15 protein-coding genes and 4 tRNA genes are annotated in these 20,291 nt (G+C 41.2%); 17 read left to right on the top strand and 2 right to left on the bottom strand.

Features of this window, described 5'->3' with window-relative positions:
• The first annotated feature begins 127 nt into the window (after positions 1 to 127).
• From ABOA58_RS27615 to rlmN, 15 genes are all read left to right on the top strand, one after another.
• Entirely contained in the window at positions 128 to 1,420 is a 1,293-nt protein-coding gene (locus tag ABOA58_RS27615) for an adenylosuccinate synthase (protein ID WP_076368493.1), read from the top strand.
• 275 nt (positions 1,421 to 1,695) lie between these two features.
• Positions 1,696 to 1,771 (top strand) — tRNA-Lys (locus ABOA58_RS27610).
• 8 nt (positions 1,772 to 1,779) lie between these two features.
• Positions 1,780 to 1,851: transfer RNA gene (locus tag ABOA58_RS27605), tRNA-Glu, on the top strand.
• A 25-nt stretch (positions 1,852 to 1,876) separates the two neighbouring features.
• Positions 1,877 to 1,952 (top strand) — tRNA-Asp (locus ABOA58_RS27600).
• Positions 1,953 to 1,981: 29 nt separating this feature from the next.
• Positions 1,982 to 2,054, top strand: a tRNA-Phe gene (locus tag ABOA58_RS27595).
• Positions 2,055 to 2,464: 410 nt separating this feature from the next.
• A complete protein-coding gene (locus tag ABOA58_RS27590) occupies positions 2,465 to 3,883 on the top strand; it encodes a M23 family metallopeptidase (RefSeq protein ID WP_350300812.1) in 1,419 nt (472 codons plus the stop codon).
• Between the two features lie 279 nt (positions 3,884 to 4,162).
• Positions 4,163 to 4,870, top strand: coding sequence for a response regulator YycF (gene yycF / locus ABOA58_RS27585; protein WP_034316131.1), 708 nt, complete (start codon positions 4,163 to 4,165; stop codon positions 4,868 to 4,870).
• Positions 4,871 to 4,875: 5 nt separating this feature from the next.
• Positions 4,876 to 6,708, top strand: a complete 1,833-nt coding sequence (walK, locus tag ABOA58_RS27580; protein ID WP_350300811.1) for a cell wall metabolism sensor histidine kinase WalK — start codon at positions 4,876 to 4,878, stop codon at positions 6,706 to 6,708.
• Positions 6,705 to 8,030 (top strand): YycH family regulatory protein, encoded by a 1,326-nt coding sequence (locus tag ABOA58_RS27575; protein WP_350300810.1) that lies wholly within the window; start codon positions 6,705 to 6,707, stop codon positions 8,028 to 8,030. The genes walK and ABOA58_RS27575 overlap by 4 nt, the downstream gene beginning before the upstream one ends.
• Positions 8,017 to 8,814, top strand: a complete 798-nt coding sequence (locus tag ABOA58_RS27570) for a two-component system regulatory protein YycI (protein WP_350300809.1) — start codon at positions 8,017 to 8,019, stop codon at positions 8,812 to 8,814. The genes ABOA58_RS27575 and ABOA58_RS27570 overlap by 14 nt, the downstream gene beginning before the upstream one ends.
• Positions 8,815 to 8,820: 6 nt before the next feature.
• The gene (locus ABOA58_RS27565) at positions 8,821 to 9,615 is read left to right on the top strand and encodes an MBL fold metallo-hydrolase (RefSeq protein ID WP_350300808.1); all 795 of its coding nucleotides are present in this window, start codon (positions 8,821 to 8,823) and stop codon (positions 9,613 to 9,615) included.
• Positions 9,616 to 9,887: 272 nt separating this feature from the next.
• Positions 9,888 to 11,108 (top strand): S1C family serine protease, encoded by a 1,221-nt coding sequence (locus tag ABOA58_RS27560; RefSeq protein ID WP_350300807.1) that lies wholly within the window; start codon positions 9,888 to 9,890, stop codon positions 11,106 to 11,108.
• A gap of 181 nt (positions 11,109 to 11,289) precedes the next feature.
• Positions 11,290 to 11,451 (top strand): CxxH/CxxC protein, encoded by a 162-nt coding sequence (locus ABOA58_RS27555; protein ID WP_065310847.1) that lies wholly within the window; start codon positions 11,290 to 11,292, stop codon positions 11,449 to 11,451.
• A gap of 404 nt (positions 11,452 to 11,855) precedes the next feature.
• A complete protein-coding gene (gene rlmH, locus ABOA58_RS27550; protein WP_350300806.1) occupies positions 11,856 to 12,335 on the top strand; it encodes a 23S rRNA (pseudouridine(1915)-N(3))-methyltransferase RlmH in 480 nt (159 codons plus the stop codon).
• Between the two features lie 58 nt (positions 12,336 to 12,393).
• Positions 12,394 to 13,461 carry a 23S rRNA (adenine(2503)-C(2))-methyltransferase RlmN gene (gene rlmN / locus ABOA58_RS27545; protein ID WP_350300805.1) on the top strand — a complete coding sequence of 356 codons (1,068 nt, stop codon included), beginning with the start codon at positions 12,394 to 12,396 and terminating at the stop codon, positions 13,459 to 13,461.
• Between the two features lie 78 nt (positions 13,462 to 13,539).
• On the opposite strand, the gene ABOA58_RS27540 is transcribed toward rlmN, so the two are convergent.
• On the bottom strand, positions 13,540 to 13,872 hold the full coding sequence (locus tag ABOA58_RS27540; RefSeq protein WP_350300804.1) for a heme oxygenase: 333 nt from the start codon (positions 13,870 to 13,872) through the stop codon (positions 13,540 to 13,542).
• 295 nt (positions 13,873 to 14,167) lie between these two features.
• On the opposite strand from ABOA58_RS27540, the gene ABOA58_RS27535 reads away from it, so the two are divergent.
• Both ABOA58_RS27535 and ABOA58_RS27530 read left to right on the top strand, forming a co-directional pair.
• The gene (locus tag ABOA58_RS27535; RefSeq protein WP_350300803.1) at positions 14,168 to 15,616 is read left to right on the top strand and encodes a DEAD/DEAH box helicase; all 1,449 of its coding nucleotides are present in this window, start codon (positions 14,168 to 14,170) and stop codon (positions 15,614 to 15,616) included.
• A 1,193-nt stretch (positions 15,617 to 16,809) separates the two neighbouring features.
• The gene (locus tag ABOA58_RS27530; RefSeq protein ID WP_350300802.1) at positions 16,810 to 18,879 is read left to right on the top strand and encodes a catalase; all 2,070 of its coding nucleotides are present in this window, start codon (positions 16,810 to 16,812) and stop codon (positions 18,877 to 18,879) included.
• Positions 18,880 to 18,935: 56 nt separating this feature from the next.
• Here the strand turns inward: ABOA58_RS27530 and pepT are convergent, their stop codons facing one another.
• Positions 18,936 to 20,171 (bottom strand): peptidase T, encoded by a 1,236-nt coding sequence (gene pepT, locus ABOA58_RS27525; protein WP_350302983.1) that lies wholly within the window; start codon positions 20,169 to 20,171, stop codon positions 18,936 to 18,938.
• Between the last annotated feature and the right edge of the window lie 120 nt (positions 20,172 to 20,291).

The following is a 20,291-nucleotide window of genomic DNA, read 5'->3' as shown; positions in this document are numbered from 1 at the left end:
TTTTTAAAAAGTTTATTGTTCGGATTTTGTATTGACTTCCAGTTTGGATTATTGATAAAATAGGTTTGTTTGATAAGAACCGGTTAATGATCGGTATTACGTGAACCTTTGGAGGTGCTTTATTCAGATGTCATCAGTTGTAGTAGTCGGTACACAATGGGGAGACGAAGGTAAAGGTAAAATAACAGATTTTCTATCCCAGAATGCGGAAGCCATCGCTCGTTATCAAGGTGGAAATAATGCAGGGCATACAATAAAATTTAACGGCGTTACCTATAAACTGCATTTAATTCCGTCAGGGATTTTTTATAGTGATAAGATTTGTGTCATTGGAAATGGTATGGTGGTTGATCCAAAAGCTCTTGTAGAGGAGCTTGCTTATTTACATAGCCATGGGGTGAGTACGGATAATCTTCGTATCTCGAACCGTGCACATGTCATTCTTCCTTACCATATCAAATTGGATGAAGTCGAAGAAGACCGTAAAGGCGCCAACAAAATTGGAACGACTAAAAAGGGAATCGGCCCTGCATATATGGACAAAGCTGCTCGTAACGGAATCCGCATGGCAGACCTTTTGGACCGTGAAATTTTCGAGGAAAAATTATCTCAAAATCTTGTCGAAAAAAACCGTATGTTCGAACGTTTCTATGAAACGGAAGGTTTCAAAATCGAAGATATCTTGGAAGAATACTATGAGTACGGACAACAAGTGCAGAAATATGTTTGTGATACATCCGTTGTATTGAATGACGCACTTGATGAAGGAAAACGGGTATTATTCGAAGGGGCACAAGGTGTTATGCTTGATATCGATCAAGGAACATACCCATTCGTCACTTCATCTAACCCGGTTGCAGGTGGAGTTACGATCGGTTCTGGTGTAGGTCCTACGAAAATCAACCATGTGGTTGGAGTATGTAAAGCATATACAAGCCGTGTGGGCGATGGTCCTTTCCCTACAGAATTACATGATGAAGTCGGCAACCAAATCCGGGAAATTGGCCGGGAATATGGTACGACTACGGGGAGACCTCGCCGTGTAGGCTGGTTTGACGCTGTTGTCGTTCGCCATGCTCGCCGTGTCAGCGGGATTACCGATTTATCATTGAACTCGATTGACGTATTATCAGGTCTTGATACGGTCAAAATTTGTGTGGCTTATGACTACAAAGGCGAGATCATTCATGAGGTTCCAGCAACTTTGAAAGCGATTGGCGAATGTAAACCAGTCTATGAAGAGCTGCCAGGCTGGTCAGAAGACATCACAGGCTGCAAATCATTGGATGAACTTCCAGAGAACGCTCGCCACTATGTAGAGCGCGTATCTCAATTGGTAGGCATTCCTTTGACTACTTTCTCTGTCGGTCCTGACCGTAACCAAACTAATGTCGTGAGAAGCCCTTGGCGTCTAGCGTAATTCATGAAAAAAGAGCTGGCTTTTTTTGCCGGCTCTTCTTTTGTTATTTAGATTAATGCATCATCTGTCACATTCGGGAGGTCCGGGATACCGAATGAATGGGTTAAACTGTAGGGAAAATGAAAAAGATAAGAAAAAAATAATTTTATTTCAAAAAACTATTGCCTAAACTATACTAACCATGATATTATCAAAAGCGTCGTCACAATAGAACAAGCCATTAACAAGCTGCAGATGTTAAGTTCACATCATGCAAAGAAACATTTCATTAGAACGAGCCATTAGCTCAGTTGGTAGAGCATCTGACTTTTAATCAGAGGGTCGAAGGTTCGAATCCTTCATGGCTCACCATTTTTTCCGGCCCATTGGTCAAGCGGTTAAGACACCGCCCTTTCACGGCGGTAACACGGGTTCGAATCCCGTATGGGTCACTTCTTTATATATAAATGCTTTACTGGTCCCGTGGTGTAGCGGTTAACATGCCTGCCTGTCACGCAGGAGATCGCGGGTTCGATTCCCGTCGGGACCGCCATTTTATTTTTATTCTAAAATAGAATATTTGGCTCAGTAGCTCAGTCGGTAGAGCAAAGGACTGAAAATCCTTGTGTCGGCGGTTCGATTCCGTCCTGAGCCATCCTTTTATAAACGCCTTTCCTTTAGGGCGTTTTTTTGTTTGCATTCAGATGTATTTTGAATGAAATACTGTTAATAGATTGTTAACGATTTGTAACATACCAATTTGGACCAATTTGTCATATAACTCGCTATTAACCTTACTGGGCTTAGGTCCACCCCTTTTTCCGCAGTTTATTGAACCTTTCCCACTACCATATTTATTGGTACATGTTGTCACCATTTATACAGTTCTATTACATTATGAAGTCTGTTTCTTGTTTTTTTTCTTAATATGGTAGAGTTATGAGTGATAAAAATCATTATAGCAATCAGTCATGAGCATGTGGATATTTAAATTGGACTAATAAAACTCAAAATAAATTTGATTAGTTTCTTAATTGGTGACTGAGCCGTTAAGGAGGACAATATATGTTTAGCTCAAAAGGTAAGGGGATCATCCTGTTGATGGTTTCCGTCATTTTAGTGCTTGCAGGAAATCGGGCAACTGCTGCTGGGCTATCGGAAACTGCAACCATACAGCATGTTTATCTTAACGATGAGTTCGTCGGAAGTGTCACGGATGAAACGGAAATCGAAAAGATCGTAGCCGATAAAGTGGAAGAAGCACAGGAAGATTATCCTGACTTTACATTCGATAAGGAGAAACAGCTGACTTTTGTACCTGAAGAGGTATTCGATGAAGAGGTAAAAGAGGATCAGGCTGTTAAGGGAATTCAAGATCAGTTGAATGTGAAGGCAGAGGCGTATGAAATCGACATAGATAATCAGGCGGTCGCTTACGTTGCGTCAAAGGAAGATGCCGAGGATGTTCTGGAGAAAATCACTTTATTATATGTAGATGAAGAGGAATACGCTGAATACGAATCAGGTAAAAAAGAAAGTGAAAAAGATGCGGATCCGTTAAAAGAGCCAGGAAGCAGAATTCTGGACATCGAATTTTCACTTCCAGTTACGTCTATAAATACAATGGTATATCCAGACGAAATCAAGAGCGTCGATGAAACCCTTTCCATGATAGAAGAAGGAAAGGAAGAAACGACGATCTATGAGGCTAAGGAAGATGAAGATCTTGAAGCCATTGCCACTAGCCATGATATGGACCTGGATCAACTGCTGGAGCTGAATCCGGGACAGGATGAGAATAAAGGTATTAAAGAGGGCGAGCGTCTCTATGTGACCGAGCGTACCCCCTATGTGAACGTAATGGTAGAAAGAGAAGTATTTAAAGAAGAGAGAATTCCTTTTCAAAAGAAAGTGAAGGAGGATGACGAACTTCCAAAGGGCGAAATCATTACTGATCAAATGGGGAATGAGGGGATTCTTGCGTTCACCTATAATGTAACTGAAACAAACGGAAAGAAAATCAGTGAAACGATCGTAAAAAAAGAAGTCACGGAAAAAGCCGAAACGGAAATCACCAGAAAAGGCACCAAGGTCATTCCTTCACAGGGAAGCGGTACATATTCATGGCCTGCAGATGGGGGTTATATTTCCAGTAAGCAGGGCCAGCGCTGGGGGAAACTTCATAAAGGTATTGATATTGCCCGTCCGACCACCAGGACCATAACGGCAGCAGATCATGGGATAATCGAAACTGCCGGAAACTCCGGAGGATATGGAAATAAGATAACGATCAATCATAATAACGGGTATAAGACAGTGTATGCCCATTTGGATTCAATAGATGTAAAAGCAGGACAAAAGGTTGAAAAAGGCATGAAAATCGGCATGATGGGTTCAACAGGGCACTCGACTGGTGTCCACCTCCATTTTGAAATATATAAAAATGGATCTCTCATTAATCCGCTAAACTATATAAGTCAGTAACCGGTGGAAGTCTTCGAAAAATATTCGAAGACTTCTTCTGCTTCATACATAGATGAGAATAATAGGAAAAAGGTGATTTAATGCCTATAAAATGATAAAGTAGAATAGAGACAATTTGCTTTCATTCCGGTGTTCAGCCCCTTTTATTGGGTATATATATATAACTTTGCTGAAACAGGTTGCGAAGATTGGTGCAAGCAGAGGAAAAGTGAATGAGGTCCCGGATAAGGACACGGTTTTTAATAGATTCAGTTCAGTTATTAAAAAGGAGATAAGTACATGGATAAAAAGATTCTGGTAGTGGATGACGAAAAGCCAATTGCTGATATATTACAATTCAATCTAAAAAAAGAAGGCTATGAAGTTTTTTGTGCTTATGATGGCAATGAAGCCCTCAAAATGGTAGAAGAACGGCAACCTGATTTGATTTTACTTGATATCATGCTGCCGCAGCGCGATGGGATGGAAGTTTGCAGGGAAGTAAGAAAGAAGTATGAAACGCCGATCATCATGTTAACGGCAAAAGATTCAGAGATAGATAAGGTCTTAGGATTGGAGCTTGGTGCAGACGACTATGTGACAAAGCCTTTTAGTACCCGGGAAATAATTGCCCGCGTTAAGGCGAACCTAAGACGTCAGCAAGCTGTTCCGGTTCCCGATCAAGAAAATGAACCGAAGGAAATTACGATAGGAACGCTCACAATCCATCCGGATGCCTATGTGGTATCCAAGCGGGGCGATACGATTGAATTGACGCATCGCGAATTTGAGTTGCTTCATTACTTAGCGAAGCACATCGGTCAGGTCATGACAAGGGAGCACTTATTGCAAACCGTGTGGGGCTATGATTATTTCGGGGATGTGCGGACGGTCGATGTAACGGTCAGACGTCTTCGTGAGAAGATTGAAGACAATCCAAGCCATCCTGGCTGGATTGTAACTAGAAGAGGGGTCGGTTATTACCTGCGTAACCCTGAACAGGAGTAGTTTCTATGAAAAAGGTTGGTTTTTTTCGCTCAATCCATTTTAAATTTGTTCTGATTTATGTTTTGCTCATTTTCGTGGCGATGCAAATAATCGGGGTATATTTTGTTGGGGAATTGGAAGAAAATCTTGTCGGGAACTTTACGAAATCAATAAAAGGCCACGTTAACCTGCTTACCTACAGCATTGGTGAAGAAATGGAAAAAGAGAGGGGAGAGGAAGATCCAACCCTCGAAGAAGCGATTGATACGATATTGAAAGACCGGGATAATTCATCGAATGATATTTCGGAAGTACGTGTCATCGACACCCGCAGCAGACGCGTGATCGGTACTTCAGCCCGAGGTAACCAGGATATTGTAGGGAAGAAGACAACAGAGGTCCTTATCAAGAATACGCTCATTTATGGAAAAGAAGATAATGATATATTTCGGGATAAGAAAACAGGCAGGCGGCTCTGGGTCCTTTCGACACCCGTTGAAGCAAATGGGGAGGTCATTGGTGCCGTCTATGTAATAGCTGAGATGGAAAATGTCTTTGAGCAGATGGATGAAATCAATAGCATCTTCATGACGGGTACGGCCATCGCCTTAGTCATTACGGCGATCTTGGGGATCCTGCTCGCACGAACGATCACTAGACCAATGTCTGATATGAGAAAACAGGCCCTGGTGATGGCAAAAGGGAATTTCTCCAGAAAAGTCAGGGTATATGGCGATGATGAAATTGGCCAGCTTGCCGTCACTTTCAATAATTTGACCAAAAAGCTTCAAGAGTCGCAATCAAGTACAGAAGGAGAGCGGCGGAAGCTATCATCTGTACTGGCCAATATGACGGATGGCGTAATTTCAACGGACAGGCGCGGTCGGGTGAACTTGATTAATGAACCTGCGGCACAATTATTGAATGTCTCGCGTGAAACCGTCATGAATCAACCGATCATTGAGGTTTTGGGTCTTGAAGAAGAATATAAATTTGATGATTTACTGGAAGAGCGAGAGTCCGTAATCCTTGATTACAGCAAAAAAAATCGGCCTTTCATTTTGAGGGGGAACTTTTCGGTCATTCAAAAGGAAACGGGATTCGTTAATGGTTTGATTACTGTTTTGCATGATATAACAGAGCAAGAGAAAATCGAGAGTGAACGCAGGGAATTTGTTGCCAATGTATCACATGAACTGCGAACTCCGCTAACGACGATGAGAAGTTACCTGGAGGCATTGGCTGAAGGTGCATGGAAGGACGAGGAAATCGCTCCATCCTTTTTAAGTGTGACCCAAAATGAAACGGAGCGAATGATCAGGCTTGTTAATGATCTGTTACAGCTTTCGAAAATGGACAGTAAAGATTACAGGCTTAAAACAGGCTGGGTGAATTTCAATAAATTCTATGACCACATCATCGATCGTTTTGAAATGACGAAAAATGATGACATCACGTTTAAGCGTGATTTGCCGAAGGAAGCTTATTTTGTGGATATTGATGAAGATAAAATTACCCAGGTTCTCTATAATGTAATCTCCAACTCATTAAAGTACTCGCCTGAAGGGGGTCAAGTGACTTTCCGCGTCAGGGCATCTGATGGCTTTATCATTGTGAGCATTACAGATCAAGGAGTGGGTATCCCGAAAAACGTCATTGATAAAATTTTCGACCGCTTCTACCGTGTGGATAAAGCAAGGGCCCGTAACTTAGGCGGGACAGGGCTTGGTTTAGCGATTGCAAAAGAGATGGTCGTGGCGCATGGCGGGAAAATATGGGCGGAAAGTGTGGATGGAAAAGGAACTACCGTGTTCTTTACACTTCCTTACGAACAGGAAGAAGAGGATGATTGGTCATGAATTTTGAACGTGCAAAAAGTATCATACTGATTATTTTGGTTGGGACAAGCATTTTTTTGACATGGAGCATTTGGACTTACGAGCCTGAATATGATCTATTTGAACAATCGTCGGAATTTATAAAGATTAAAAGCGATGTCCAGATTGTCAGTGATGTCATTAAACCAGTCAGTATCCTTTTCCATGGCAATGGGCAGCATTTCCAGACTTCCAATCCGGCAGAAATTAATGAAATGGAAAAACAATTTTCGCAATGGCGTTTCAGAGGCTTAAAAGAGGTATCCGTAAAAAGGCTGCAAAGGAAATTTGACGATTTTGTCCATGAAGATGGGTCGATTGAAATCGAATTTTCCGATGATATTCCCATCGCTCTTTATAAAACGGTATTGAATATAACGGATAAGGAAGTGCCTGAATTTTCGTTTGATCGAATCATCATTAAACAAAAGGATATCAGCGGTAATGAATCTGCCGTTTATTTTGTTTCCTATGATCAAGAGAAGATTTATCAAGCTATGGTGGACTCTAAAAAACTAAGGAATTTCATGGATTCATTTTATAGGGGTTCCTACGATAAGCACCCTGAATACACGGCCGAAACGATAAACAGCAAAAGGACGCTGTTCGTCCCGGAAAACCCAGTGGAGATCAACAGACTTGAATATTATATTGACTATTTGGATATTGGAAACTTGAAAAATGCGTTATTTAACTATCCGAAGTTCGTACGCCAGGAATCCGTTTCGGTCGGTGAGGAATACACGGATGGAACAAGACTTATGACGGTCAATAAAGAGAATTACTTAATTTCTTATATCAATCCGGCACAAAAGTTATTTGGCAGGTCCAGTGACCTTCTGCAAAAAAGCATCGATTTCATCAATGATCATGCTGGTTGGGAAGATAACAATTACCGCTTTGCCTATATGTCGGAGAATGAACAACGAGTGGTATTTCGCTTATTCGTGAATGGTTATCCGGCTTTCAATGATTATGGAATGACTGAAATCGAGCAAATTTGGGGGAAAGAAGAAATTTATAGCTATGACCGCCCGTACTTTTCACTTGACTCAGTCCTCCCGTCAGAAGGATCACCAAAGACTTTACCAAGCGGTAAAGAAGTATTGAATAAGCTGAAATCGAAAGATAATATCGATTTCAAAAGCGTGGAGGACATCTCGATTGGTTATAGATTGAATAAATCCCTCGATTCCAAACTTGTGACTCTAGTTACACTCGAGCCCACTTGGTATTATCGTATCGGCGATAAATGGTTTATTGTGCCTTTTGAAGAAGGAGGCGATCAAAGTGGATTGGAATAATACAAAGTCGATATTCATCATGGTTTTCTTCATTTTGAATATTTTTCTTCTTTATCAATTCCTGGAAAAGATTAATGACTCCCAATTAGAAAGCTTTACGGAGCCCCTTACGGATGAACTTTTAAAAGAAGATGAGATTACAATAGAAACCCCACTTCCGAAACAAAAGTTGAAGGATCAATTCCTGATTGCCCAAAGCAAGACCTTCGAGAAGAAAGATATACAGCACCTAAAGAATCAAAAAGCAAAAATCATCGATGATAAGAAGCTTGTGGGTACATTTAAGATACCGGTTGGCATGAAAGCGGAAATTAATGCTGCAGACCTTGATATATTCCTGAAGGAGTATATATTAAATGGAAGCGAGTATCATTTTTGGAGCTATGATGAAATAAGCCAGACCATCACCTGCTATCAAGTGGCAGATAAAAAGATGTTTTATAATAATAGTAAGGGTAAGGTCACTTTATATCTGAACAAGAAGGGTGAAATCGTCTCCTATGAACAGATGTATTTAGAGGGGATCGAAAAATTCAACAAACCTAAAGAATTGGTATCTGCTTTAACTGCTATTGGAGCATTGTATGATAATGATGATATTGCTCCCAAAAGCAAAGTCACGAATGTAAAATTAGGTTTTTACAATTCGCTGCAGACGACATCTGTGTCACATTTACTTGTGCCAACATGGTGGGTGGTCATTGATGACGAAACGGATCTCTTCGTGAACGCTTTTGATGGAGAGGTCATTGAATTGAATACAGAAGAAAAAATACTGGAGTGAGTATAGATGACAATGCATTTTAGTGTTCTCGCAAGCGGGAGTACAGGAAATGCCTTTTTCGTGGAAACGGAGGATCAATCATTCCTCGTCGATGCCGGCTTAAGCGGTAAAGCCCTGGAAGCGTTGTTTCAGGATATAGGCCGTGATATGTCAAAGCTATCCGGTATCCTTGTTACCCATGAACACAGCGACCATATTAAAGGTCTTGGCGTGGTTGCCAGAAAACATAAACTCCCGATATATGCGAATGCAAAAACATGGAATGCCATGGATCGATCGATCGGTGAAATTGCAACCGAACAAAAATTCACATTTGAAATGGAACAGGTCAAAACGTTCGGCAGCCTTGATATAGAATCTTTCGGCGTTTCACATGATGCGGCAGAGCCGATGTTTTACGTGTTTCATCATGACGATAAGAAACTTGTGGTCATTACCGATACAGGGTACGTAAGTGATCGGATGAAAGGAATCATCTCTAATGCCGATGCATATGTATTCGAAAGTAACCATGATGTGTCCATGCTGAGGATGGGTAAATATCCATGGAGCATCAAGCGCCGGATATTAAGTGATGTCGGACATGTTTGTAATGAAGACGCCGCCCTTGCCATGAGTGAAGTGGCCGGTGATAAGACCAAGCGGATTTACTTGGCCCACTTAAGCCTTGATAACAATATGAAGGATCTAGCAAGAATGTCGGTGGAACAAACGTTAAAGACAAAGGGGATCATCGTAGGTGAACAATTTTCCTTATATGATACTGACCCGAAAAGACCAACGGAACTTGTTACATTATAAATAAAAGGAATGGATGAGGGATACCTTGTCCATTCCTTTTTATTTTTAAAAATTTCGATTCGTAAGTTACGAATCGGATTAAAAGGGGTATCGTTTGGTTAGAACTGTATAGGTAAAAGAAAAATGGCTGTATATTAGTCAATTTTAAGTTTTCCCTTAAATAAAAGCATGCATTTTTTTAGAAAAAATTCGGTAATTGAGTATAATTGAGGGAGGATACCAAACAATAGAATTGCTATAATTCATTCCTAAAATGAGAGGATGGGGCGGTCTTGGGTTATTATGATCAGAATGATGAGAACCAAAATAAACGGAAAAAGAGCCATACGAGCTATTTTCTAGCAGGCTTGGGGGGCGCCATTATCGGGGCCTTACTTATTTTATTAGCCTTTCCGGGAAGTGGACTGTTAAATAACGATGATAACGAAATTACAACCGAAAAATCAACGGGAAGTGAGTCCACGGAGCAGGCTCAGCAAAACCTTACTGTTGATGTAACAAGTGCCGTCACCAATGCCGTTGATAAAGCCAGCGACGCAGTGGTCGGCATCACAAACATTCAGGAAACGAACTTCTGGGGTCAAGGGAGCAACGCCGAGGACAGTTCGGCAGAAGCCGGCACAGGTTCGGGAGTCGTCTACAAAAAAGATGGCGGCAAGGCCTATATCGTCACGAATAATCACGTCATTGAAGGCGCTAATGAACTGGAAGTGACATTAAGTGATGGCACTAAATTGCCAGCTGAACTACAAGGCAGTGACCCATGGACAGATTTAGCCGTCATTGTCGTGAATGGTGATAAAATCAAAACCATTGCAGAATTCGGAAAATCCGACAAATTGAAACCTGGTGAGCCTGTAATTGCCATTGGTAACCCACTAGGCCTTCAATTCTCTGGATCGATCACACAAGGAATCATCTCCGGTTTGGAGCGCACGATAGAGGTCGATATCAATGAGGACGGCCAAGTGGATTGGAATGCGGAGGTCATTCAGACCGATGCAGCGATTAATCCAGGTAACAGCGGGGGGGCACTCGTTAATATGTCAGGGCAGGTCATCGGAATAAATTCGATGAAGATTGCAGAAAATGCAGTGGAAGGAATCGGTCTTTCCATCCCAATCGATTCAGTTATCCCGATTATTAATGATATAGAGGAATTTGGTGAAGTGAAACGTGCTTTCTTGGGTGTGAACTTAGCATCTGTAGAAGAAATTTCCCAATACCATCAACAAAATACATTAAAGCTGCCAAGGAAAGTTACTTCTGGCGTTGCAATAACAGGCGTTCAAAGCAACTCTCCAGCATCCAAAGCAGGATTGAAGGAATTTGACGTCGTAGTTGGAATGGATAATGAAAAAATCCATGATGTCGTCGAATTAAGAAAATACCTTTACAATGAAAAACAAGTCGGTGATAAAGTTAAAATCACTTATTACCGTGACGGAAAGAAGGCAACTACGGAAGTCACGCTTTCAAGCAGCGAAATCTAAAACGCAAACGGACAGGGGGCGGGCATGCTTCCTGTCCTTTATATTTCCTTGCGATTTTCTTATTTTTTGTTACGATTACCTGTGGATATATAAAGAAATTAATGGAGTTCACCCAACCTGTGGATAATTGGGAACAGAAGTACTTGGAATAATGAAATGAGAGAGAAAGGAGATATGAAAGATGAAATTATATTGCTGTCAGGAGCATGTTGACATGGCGCTGGATGAAGTGGTATACGAGTGTGAAACCTATCCTGTTTTAACGCTGGTTCCTGAAGAAAATCAGTTATCAACAACCTGTGAATATTGTCGAAACGTGGCAATATATCTAGTAGGGAACTAATATTCCCATACAAGATGTGGATAGATTTTGTGGATATGTGGATAACTATTGTGGATAACATGTTTGTAACCTGTTCTTAACTTGTTCTTAACATTTTTCGAAGAATGAACCTGAGGGTGGAATTGTTTCAAGCTTTTTGTTGTTCAAATAAAAGAAGCTCTGTTGCAAAGTGGATCCTTGGAAATCCAGCATAATTCTTTATCGGATCTTAACTTGATCGATTGAAATTTTTTACCGTTGCCGATTTCAGGGGCAGCGGTTTTTATTTGAAGGGTCATGGAACCCCTTCATTAAAAATTGGAAAGGATATGCTTGTTTTGCTTATAGGTCACTGTAAGGTATGATAATAGGTAGGCAAATCCGACAACTGATAGTAAAACCATAATGAAAGTTAGAGGATATATATGAAAATAACGATTATTACTGTTGGCAAGCTAAAGGAAAAATACTTAAAGCAAGGTATTGCTGAATATACAAAAAGGTTAAGTGCCTATGCTAATATAGAACTTGTTGAAGTACCGGATGAAAAAGCTCCGGAGAACCTGAGTGCAGCGGACATGGACATTGTAAAGCAAAAGGAGGGTGAACGAATTCTGGCTAAAGTCAGCCCGGACACCTACGTGATAACGCTTGAAATCAATGGAAAACAGCTTACTTCAGAGCAGCTGGCCACTCATATGGATCAGCTCGCCACTTATGGAAAGAGCAAAATTGCCTTTATTATTGGCGGGTCGCTTGGACTTGGCACCGAGGTGTTATCAAGAAGCGATTATGCCCTTTCCTTCTCGAAAATGACTTTTCCGCATCAATTGATGAAACTGGTTCTTGTGGAGCAAATATATCGGGCTTATCGGATAAATAGAAATGAACCATATCATAAATAAAAGAACTGATTCCGAGGTTAACATATTAAATCTTAATGTAATGAAAAGAGGGTAACGAATGAATAAAGAGTCCATTTATGGTTTAACATTCGAACAATTGACAGCGTGGCTTTCGGACCATGGCCATAAAAAATTCAGAGCTTCCCAAGTTTGGGAGTGGCTTTATAGAACACGTGTGACGAATTTCTCTGAAATGACGGATGTTAATAAAGACTGCATAAAATTACTTGAAGAGCACTTTGTCATCCAGACTTTGACTGAGCACGTTAAGCAAGAATCAGCGGATGGTACGATCAAGTTTCTGTTTAAATTACAGGATGGAAACCTTATCGAAACGGTCATGATGAGACATAAATACGGAATTTCGGTTTGTGTCACCACCCAAGTGGGCTGCAATATTGGCTGCAGTTTCTGTGCAAGTGGATTATTGGCCAAAAGCCGTGATTTATCCAGCGGGGAAATAGTGGAACAAATCATGAACGTTCAACTGCATCTGGATAAATTGGAACAAGAGGATGTTGTAAGTCATGTTGTTGTAATGGGGATTGGCGAACCGTTCGATAACTTTGAAAACATGATAGACTTTTTGAAGGTGCTCATGGACCATAAGGGTCTTGCTATCGCTGCTAGGCGGATTACTGTTTCAACGAGCGGTCTTGCCAATAAGATTTATGAATTTACCGATACCCAATTACAGGTGAATCTGGCCATCTCATTACATGCGCCGAATAATGAACTCAGGACACGAATCATGAAAATAAACCGAGGTATACCGATAGAAAAATTAATGAAATCTCTTGATTATTATTTAGAGAAAACGAATAGGAGAATTACGATCGAATATATCCTATTGAAAGATGTTAATGACCATCAAGAAGAAGCCGAGCAACTCGCCGATCTTCTTGATGACAAAAAACATCGGCTCTATGTCAACCTGATCCCATATAATCCTGTAGATGAGCATAGCCAATACCAAAGAAGTGAAAAAGAGTCCGTTCTCTCGTTTTATGATACGCTGAAAAAGAGAGGCATCAATTGTAAAATCCGCCAAGAACATGGAACGGATATTGATGCGGCTTGCGGTCAGCTTAGAAGTAAACAAATCAAGAAAGCTGAAGCCCAATAATTTATTAAGAGAGACCCAAGCCAGAAACCCCATCAAAAAGAGGCCGCATATTTTGCGGCCTCTTTTGGTGTGATTTTATTATTTAGCTATTTCTTTTACTGAGGCGACTTCATAAGTAGTAAGCTCGCTGCCTAGAATTGGAGATTCTTTTTTTGCTTCACCGGAACCTGGTTCAGGCCGTTTATGTGCAGCTTTGAATGCATCGCTATTTCTCCAAGCAGTAAAGTTATCTAGGTTTTCCCAGTACATATTAACGCTCAGTTCATCGTGATCCGACAAATTCTGCGTTAATAATACTTCAACTTTTACGAAGCCTTCCATAGTATCAAGTGGACCTGGTGCAGTAAATCCTGGGGCCATGACTGCCCCCATCCCTTTTTTGACTCTGATTCTATTCGTTACGATTATCATAAATCAGCTCTCCTTTTGGACTTCGGTTTAGAATCTACACCCTATTTTTACGCAATTTCATACATATTTTAGCATATTGAAAGAAGCAGGGTCCATTTTGATTAACTCTGATCATGAGATCCTGATGACCCTTGTTTTAATGAAGACGGACGCTTCATTATATTGAAATAAAGCAATTGAATTTGGATATTACAAGGTTTATCGATGCATATCGCGTATAATAGAAATCTGTATAAGGAAATTACGATTATGGAAACAATAAGGCAACATACTAAACAACAAAAGAGGCTGTTATATGAATGAATTAAGTTTTACTGATTATACATTAAGCGATGAAATTGTAAGGGCATTAGAAAGCTTGGGATATCATCGTCCAACCGAGGTACAGCGTGAAGTGATTCCAGTGGCGCTGAAAAAGCGTGATCTTGTCGTAAAATCGCAAACGGGAAGCGGCAAGACCGCTTCATTCGGCATACCGATCTGCGAAATGGTCGATTGGGAGGAGAATAAGCCTCAGGCGCTTATTTTAACACCGACACGTGAGCTTGCCGTGCAGGTTAAAGAGGATATTACGAATATTGGCAGATTTAAGAGGATAAAGGCTACTGCGGTTTATGGAAAACATCCATTCGCACTGCAAAAAGCGGAATTGAAACAAAAAAGCCATGTAGTCGTTGGAACCCCGGGGCGTGTTCTGGATCATATCGAGAAAGGGACATTCGCCTTGGAACGCTTAACTCATTTAGTTATTGATGAAGCGGATGAAATGCTGAATATGGGCTTCATTGAACAAGTGGAAGCCATTATTAAAGAGCTTCCGAAAGATAGAGTAACCATGCTGTTCTCTGCTACGTTACCTGAGAGTATAAAAAAGCTATGCAAGCAATATATGAAAGATCCTTTGGATATTGAAATCAAAGCAAAGGGATTAACGACGGAGAAAATTGAACATGCTCTTATTGAAGTGAAGGAAGATGATAAGTTTTCCCTGCTTAGAGACGTCACCATCACGGAAAACCCCGATAGCTGTATCATTTTCTGCCGGACAAAAGATAGGGTGGACCAAGTATGTGAACAGCTGCTGGAACTGGAATATCCGTGTGATATGATTCACGGCGGCATGCTTCAGGAAGATCGCCTTGCAGTGATGAATGAATTCAGAAGAGGTGAATTCCGCTATTTGGTTGCGACAGATGTTGCTGCACGTGGAATTGACATCGACAATATAACCCATGTGATTAACTATGACCTGCCATTGGAAAAGGAAAGTTACGTACATCGGACTGGAAGAACGGGACGAGCCGGTAAAAAAGGAAAGGCCATTACTTTTGTGACGCCGTACGAAGACAAATTCCTTACTGAGATTCAAAGCTATATCGGTTTTGAAATCCCTAAGATGACTGTTCCTTCAAAAGAGGAAGTCTCCAATAAAAAAATGGAATTCGAAGCGAAACTGGAAGCTCGTCCAAAGATCAAAAAAGATAAAAGTGAACAATTGAATAAACAAATCATGAAGCTGTATTTTAATGGCGGCAAGAAAAAGAAACTCAGGGCTGTGGATTTTGTCGGAACCATCGCTAAGATTGATGGAGTGAATGCAGAGGACATCGGGATCATTACGATCCAGGATAATGTTTCTTATGTGGAAATATTGAATGAAAAGGGACCGCTTGTCTTGAAAGTGATGAAAAATACGAAAGTAAAAGGCAAGCTTTTGAAGGTTTCAGAGGCCTTTAAGAACTAAAAGAGAAAGAAGCGGGAGGGTTATCTAACTAAGGATAACCAATTAAAGTTGGTTCTGTTTGTTTGTAGGCAAAAGGGGTTCTATCTAGTTTTTAAAAAAGTTGATTGGAACGTAAGGAACGAGATTCCTGCGGGGGAATCGTGTCCAGGGGAGACCCGAAGGGCAATGGCGCCGAGAGCGGACCGCACGCGGAAAGCGAGTGTCTAGAGTGGAAAACAACGTTCCTGTAGAAAAAAGTGGGGTGGTGGAAGTTTTGAGAGTAAACCTCCACCGCTTTTTTCTTGCTAAAAAAAGCTTCTTTTATTTTTTTTGAAATTTTATAAATTCTAAATACATCATAGGGAAAACAATTACAAACATTATTATAAAACCTATTATTATTCCTACCAAACTTTTATCCTGAGTTATGGACATGGATACATAATAGAACGCTACACTCGTAATAATTAAATATAATAAATATCTTAAATACTTCATTTTGTCATATCAATCCACCCATCGTTTTTTTACTACCCCTAAAGTAGATCTTCTAAAAAAGCTCGCCCTCAAAATATTTTCCGAAATCTTCTGATGAATTATAACCATGTTAATGCATTTGAATAAAAAAATGGACCTGAACCTATATTTACAGCAAAAATATTAAGAAAAATTATTAATATTAGGCATTTAGTCTGTATATTATTATTCTTTTCTAGTGATAATTTAATTGGAAAACGTCTAGATAGACATCGTTCATATTACGTTTTGATAGTCCGCCGGAAAAAATTCGACCTATACACAGATGATTCGACCCACCGGGGGAAAATTCGACCTCCCCCGAAATGATCCGTCCTCACTGAAATAGTAGTTTTTTTGTTTATGAGGAGGTTAAGATTCTTTCTCCAAATTCTGTTTATCCATTAAAACAGAGTGGTATATGAGGAAGGATGACGCAATTATTTCGAAACAATAAATACATCTGTTTGTAGAAAAAAGGGGTTTATCTAATTTTAAAACAAAGTTGATTGGAACGTAAGGTGCGAGACTCCTGCGGGAAAAGCGAGTCAAGGGGAGACCCCGCAGGCGCAAAGGCGCCGAGGAGGCTCGCGGACCGCCCGCGGAAAGCGAGTGCCTGGAGTGGAGGTCAACGATCCTGTAGACAATAAACAACACGATTAAATCTGAATTCTTAGACATGGAGGGGAATGAGTGGGATGACGAAAGCAAATGAAAGCGGAAGAATCGATGAGCAAAGTAAGCAGCAGCAGTTGGATCAATATCGAGTGGACGATAATGGGAAAAAGATGACGACTAACCAAGGTTTGCGTGTTTCTGAGGATGAGCATTCTTTAAAAGCGGGAACCCGTGGTCCAACTTTGATGGAGGATTTTCATTTTCGTGAAAAAATGACTCATTTTGACCATGAGCGTATTCCCGAGCGGATTGTCCATGCGCGTGGATCGGGAGCACATGGATATTTTCAGGTATATGAACCGATGACCGAATATACAAAAGCCAAGTTTCTTCAAGACCCTTCAGTCAAGACACCAGTATTCGTTCGTTACTCCACTGTGGCAGGTTCCCGCGGATCGGCAGACTCGGTCCGTGATGTAAGGGGATTCTCTACAAAGTTTTATACGGAGGAAGGAAACTATGATTTGGTCGGAAATAATATTCCGGTATTTTTTATCCAGGATGCCATTAAGTTCCCGGATTTAATCCATGCGGTTAAACCGGAGCCTCATAATGAAATACCTCAGGCCGCGTCTGCCCATGATACTTTTTGGGATTTCGTCGCAAACAATGAAGAAACGGCACATATGGTCATGTGGCATCTATCTGATAGGGCCATACCGAGAAGTTTCCGGATGATGGAAGGGTTTGGTGTCCACACATTCCGTTTTGTAAATGAACAAGGCGTTGCCCATTTCGTTAAATTTCATTGGAAGCCTCTACTGGGAGTTAAATCCCTTGTCTGGGATGAGGCACAGAAAATTGCAGGGAAGAATCCTGATTTTCACCGCCAAGATCTGTGGGAAGCGATAGATACCGGAAATTATCCTGAATTTGAATTTGGCGTCCAAATGATTAAGGAAGAAGATGAATTCAAATTCGACTTTGATATCCTTGATCCTACTAAACTATGGCCGGAAGAACAAATCCCGGTTAAAATAATCGGAAAAATGGTTTTGAACCAAAATACGGATAACTTTTTTGCAGAGACGGAACAGATAGCTTTCCATCCGGGGCATGTTGTGCCTGGTATTGACTTTTCAAATGATCCGCTGCTTCAGGGACGTTTATTCTCATACACCGATACCCAGCTATCCCGATTGGGAGGACCGAACTTCCATGAGCTTCCGATTAATAGGTCGGTTGCCCCCGTCCATAATAATCAGCGCGATGGCATGCACAGAATGTCAATAAATCCAGGGCCGGTCAGCTACCACAAAAATTCCCTTGCAGGCAACTCTCCTGAACCTGCTTCGGAAGAGGAAGGCGGCTATGCACATTACCAGGAAAAAGTCGATGGCAGAAAGGTCCGGCAGCGCAGTGAAAGCTTCAAGGATCATTACAGCCAGGCTAAACTATTTTGGAATAGCATGACGGAAGTGGAGAAGGAGCATATTATACAGGCTTTCCACTTTGAAGTGGGAAAAGTGAAAAATAAGGACGTTCAGCAGCAAATTGTCGAGATGTTCAGCAATGTAGATGTCGAACTGGCCAAAACGATCGCTATTGGAGTGGGCGTGAAGCCTCCATCCAACAAAAGTGAGGTCAAAATGGACTTGGCTTCTCCAGCTTTAAGCCAGGAGCAAATGAAAGTGAACACGGCCGCAACAAGAAAAGTGGCAATCCTGGCCGCAGATGGTTTCAACGGGCCGGAGGTTGATCAAGTCTTGGAATCATTTAAATCTGCAGGTATAACGGCTGAAATCATCAGCATTAATCGTGGGTTGATTACAAGTTCTGAAGGACAGCAGGTCGAGGTGAATCAGACATTCCTGACAGCCGATTCGGTACTTTTCGATGCTGTATATGTGGCAGGAGGCCAGGAGAGTGTCGATGCCTTAAAGGCGTCCAAGGAACCCATTCACTTTGTTGATGAAGCCTACAATCATTTCAAAGCGATTGGAGCGGGAAAAGAAGGAGCCGAGATCTTATCGAAGGCAGGCATCGTTTCCAATGATCCAGCCGGAGGCATTGTAGCTATTACGGATAAAAATAGTGGTTATGCCTTTATCGAGGCAATTGCCAAGCACCGTCACTGGACACGCGCTTAATATTGAAAAACCCCCAGACATGGAGTCTGGGGGTTTTTCAATAAACAGGTATCATGCTACTTTGCCTTTTCTTCAAAAAGCGATGCAATGCCAACGATCACCTTAGTGGCCAGTATCATATTATCGACGGAAATAAATTCATATTTGCCATGAAAGTTCTCCCCGCCCGTAAAGATATTGGGTGTTGGCAGGCCCATATACGATAATTGAGAACCATCCGTACCACCGCGTATTGGTGAGATTTTCGGTTTTATATCGAGTTTCTCCATTGCTTCATGGGCAATATCCACGATTTCCTTCACGGGCTCAATTTTTTCCTTCATGTTGAAGTATTGGTCGTGTAATTCAAGCTGGATCCGGTTTTGCCCATATTTTTCTTTTAAATCCTCGATTACTTTTGTTATATATTCCTTGCGGTCATTGAATTTTTGGCGGTCGAAATCCCTGATGATGTAAGAAAGCTTGGTCTCTTCCACGTCACCGTGAAATGAAAGCAGATGATAAAATCCTTCGTAATCCTCCGTATATTCCGGTGCTTCTGCCACTGGGAGCTTATTATGGAATTCCATTGCGATTTTGGCTGAGTTGACCATTTTTCCTTTAGCCGTACCAGGGTGAATATTCGTCCCTTTGATCAGGATTTTGGCCGATGCTGCATTGAAGCTCTCATATTCAAGTTCTCCAAGTGGGCCACCGTCCACGGTGTAGGCAAATTGGGCATCAAAAGCATCTACATCAAACTTATGGGGTCCCCTTCCGATTTCCTCATCGGGAGTAAAAGCAACACGGATTTTTCCATGCTTGATTTCCGGATGCTGGATCAAATAATCCATGGCAGTCATGATTTCGGCAATTCCAGCCTTATTATCAGCTCCCAACAGGGTTGTCCCATCCGTTGTAATCAAGGTATGCCCTTTATAGTTCTTAAGCGAAGGAAAATCATCAGGTGAAAGAATGACATCCAATTTTTCATGTAAAGTAAGATCTTTGCCATCATAGTTGTCAACGATTTGCGGTTTTACATCTTTTCCAGTGAAATCCGTTGCTGTATCGACATGGGCCAAGAAACCGATTGTCGGGACATCCTTATTTGAATTGGCTGGCAATGTTGCCATCACATAGCCGTTCCCATCAATTGTCACATCCTTCATCCCAATGGATTGAAGTTCCTTGACCAATGCATTTGCCAAGGTCAACTGTCCGGGAGTAGAGGGGCAAGAGGGATTTTCCTCATTCGATTGGGTATCCACTTTCACATAAGAAGTGAATCTTTCAATGATTTCATTTTTCATTTTTCCTTCAACTCCTTTTTCCCTTATCTTACCATGATTGTCCAGAATGGAAAAATTATCTTTTTCCAAATCTTCTAGGGTGGTGTCATCAGCAAAGAACAGCATATCTGCAAAAGACAT

This window comes from Peribacillus frigoritolerans (assembly GCF_040250305.1).
GTDB lineage: Bacteria > Bacillota > Bacilli > Bacillales > DSM-1321 > Peribacillus.
This window is presented reverse-complemented; position numbering and strand designations above follow the sequence as displayed.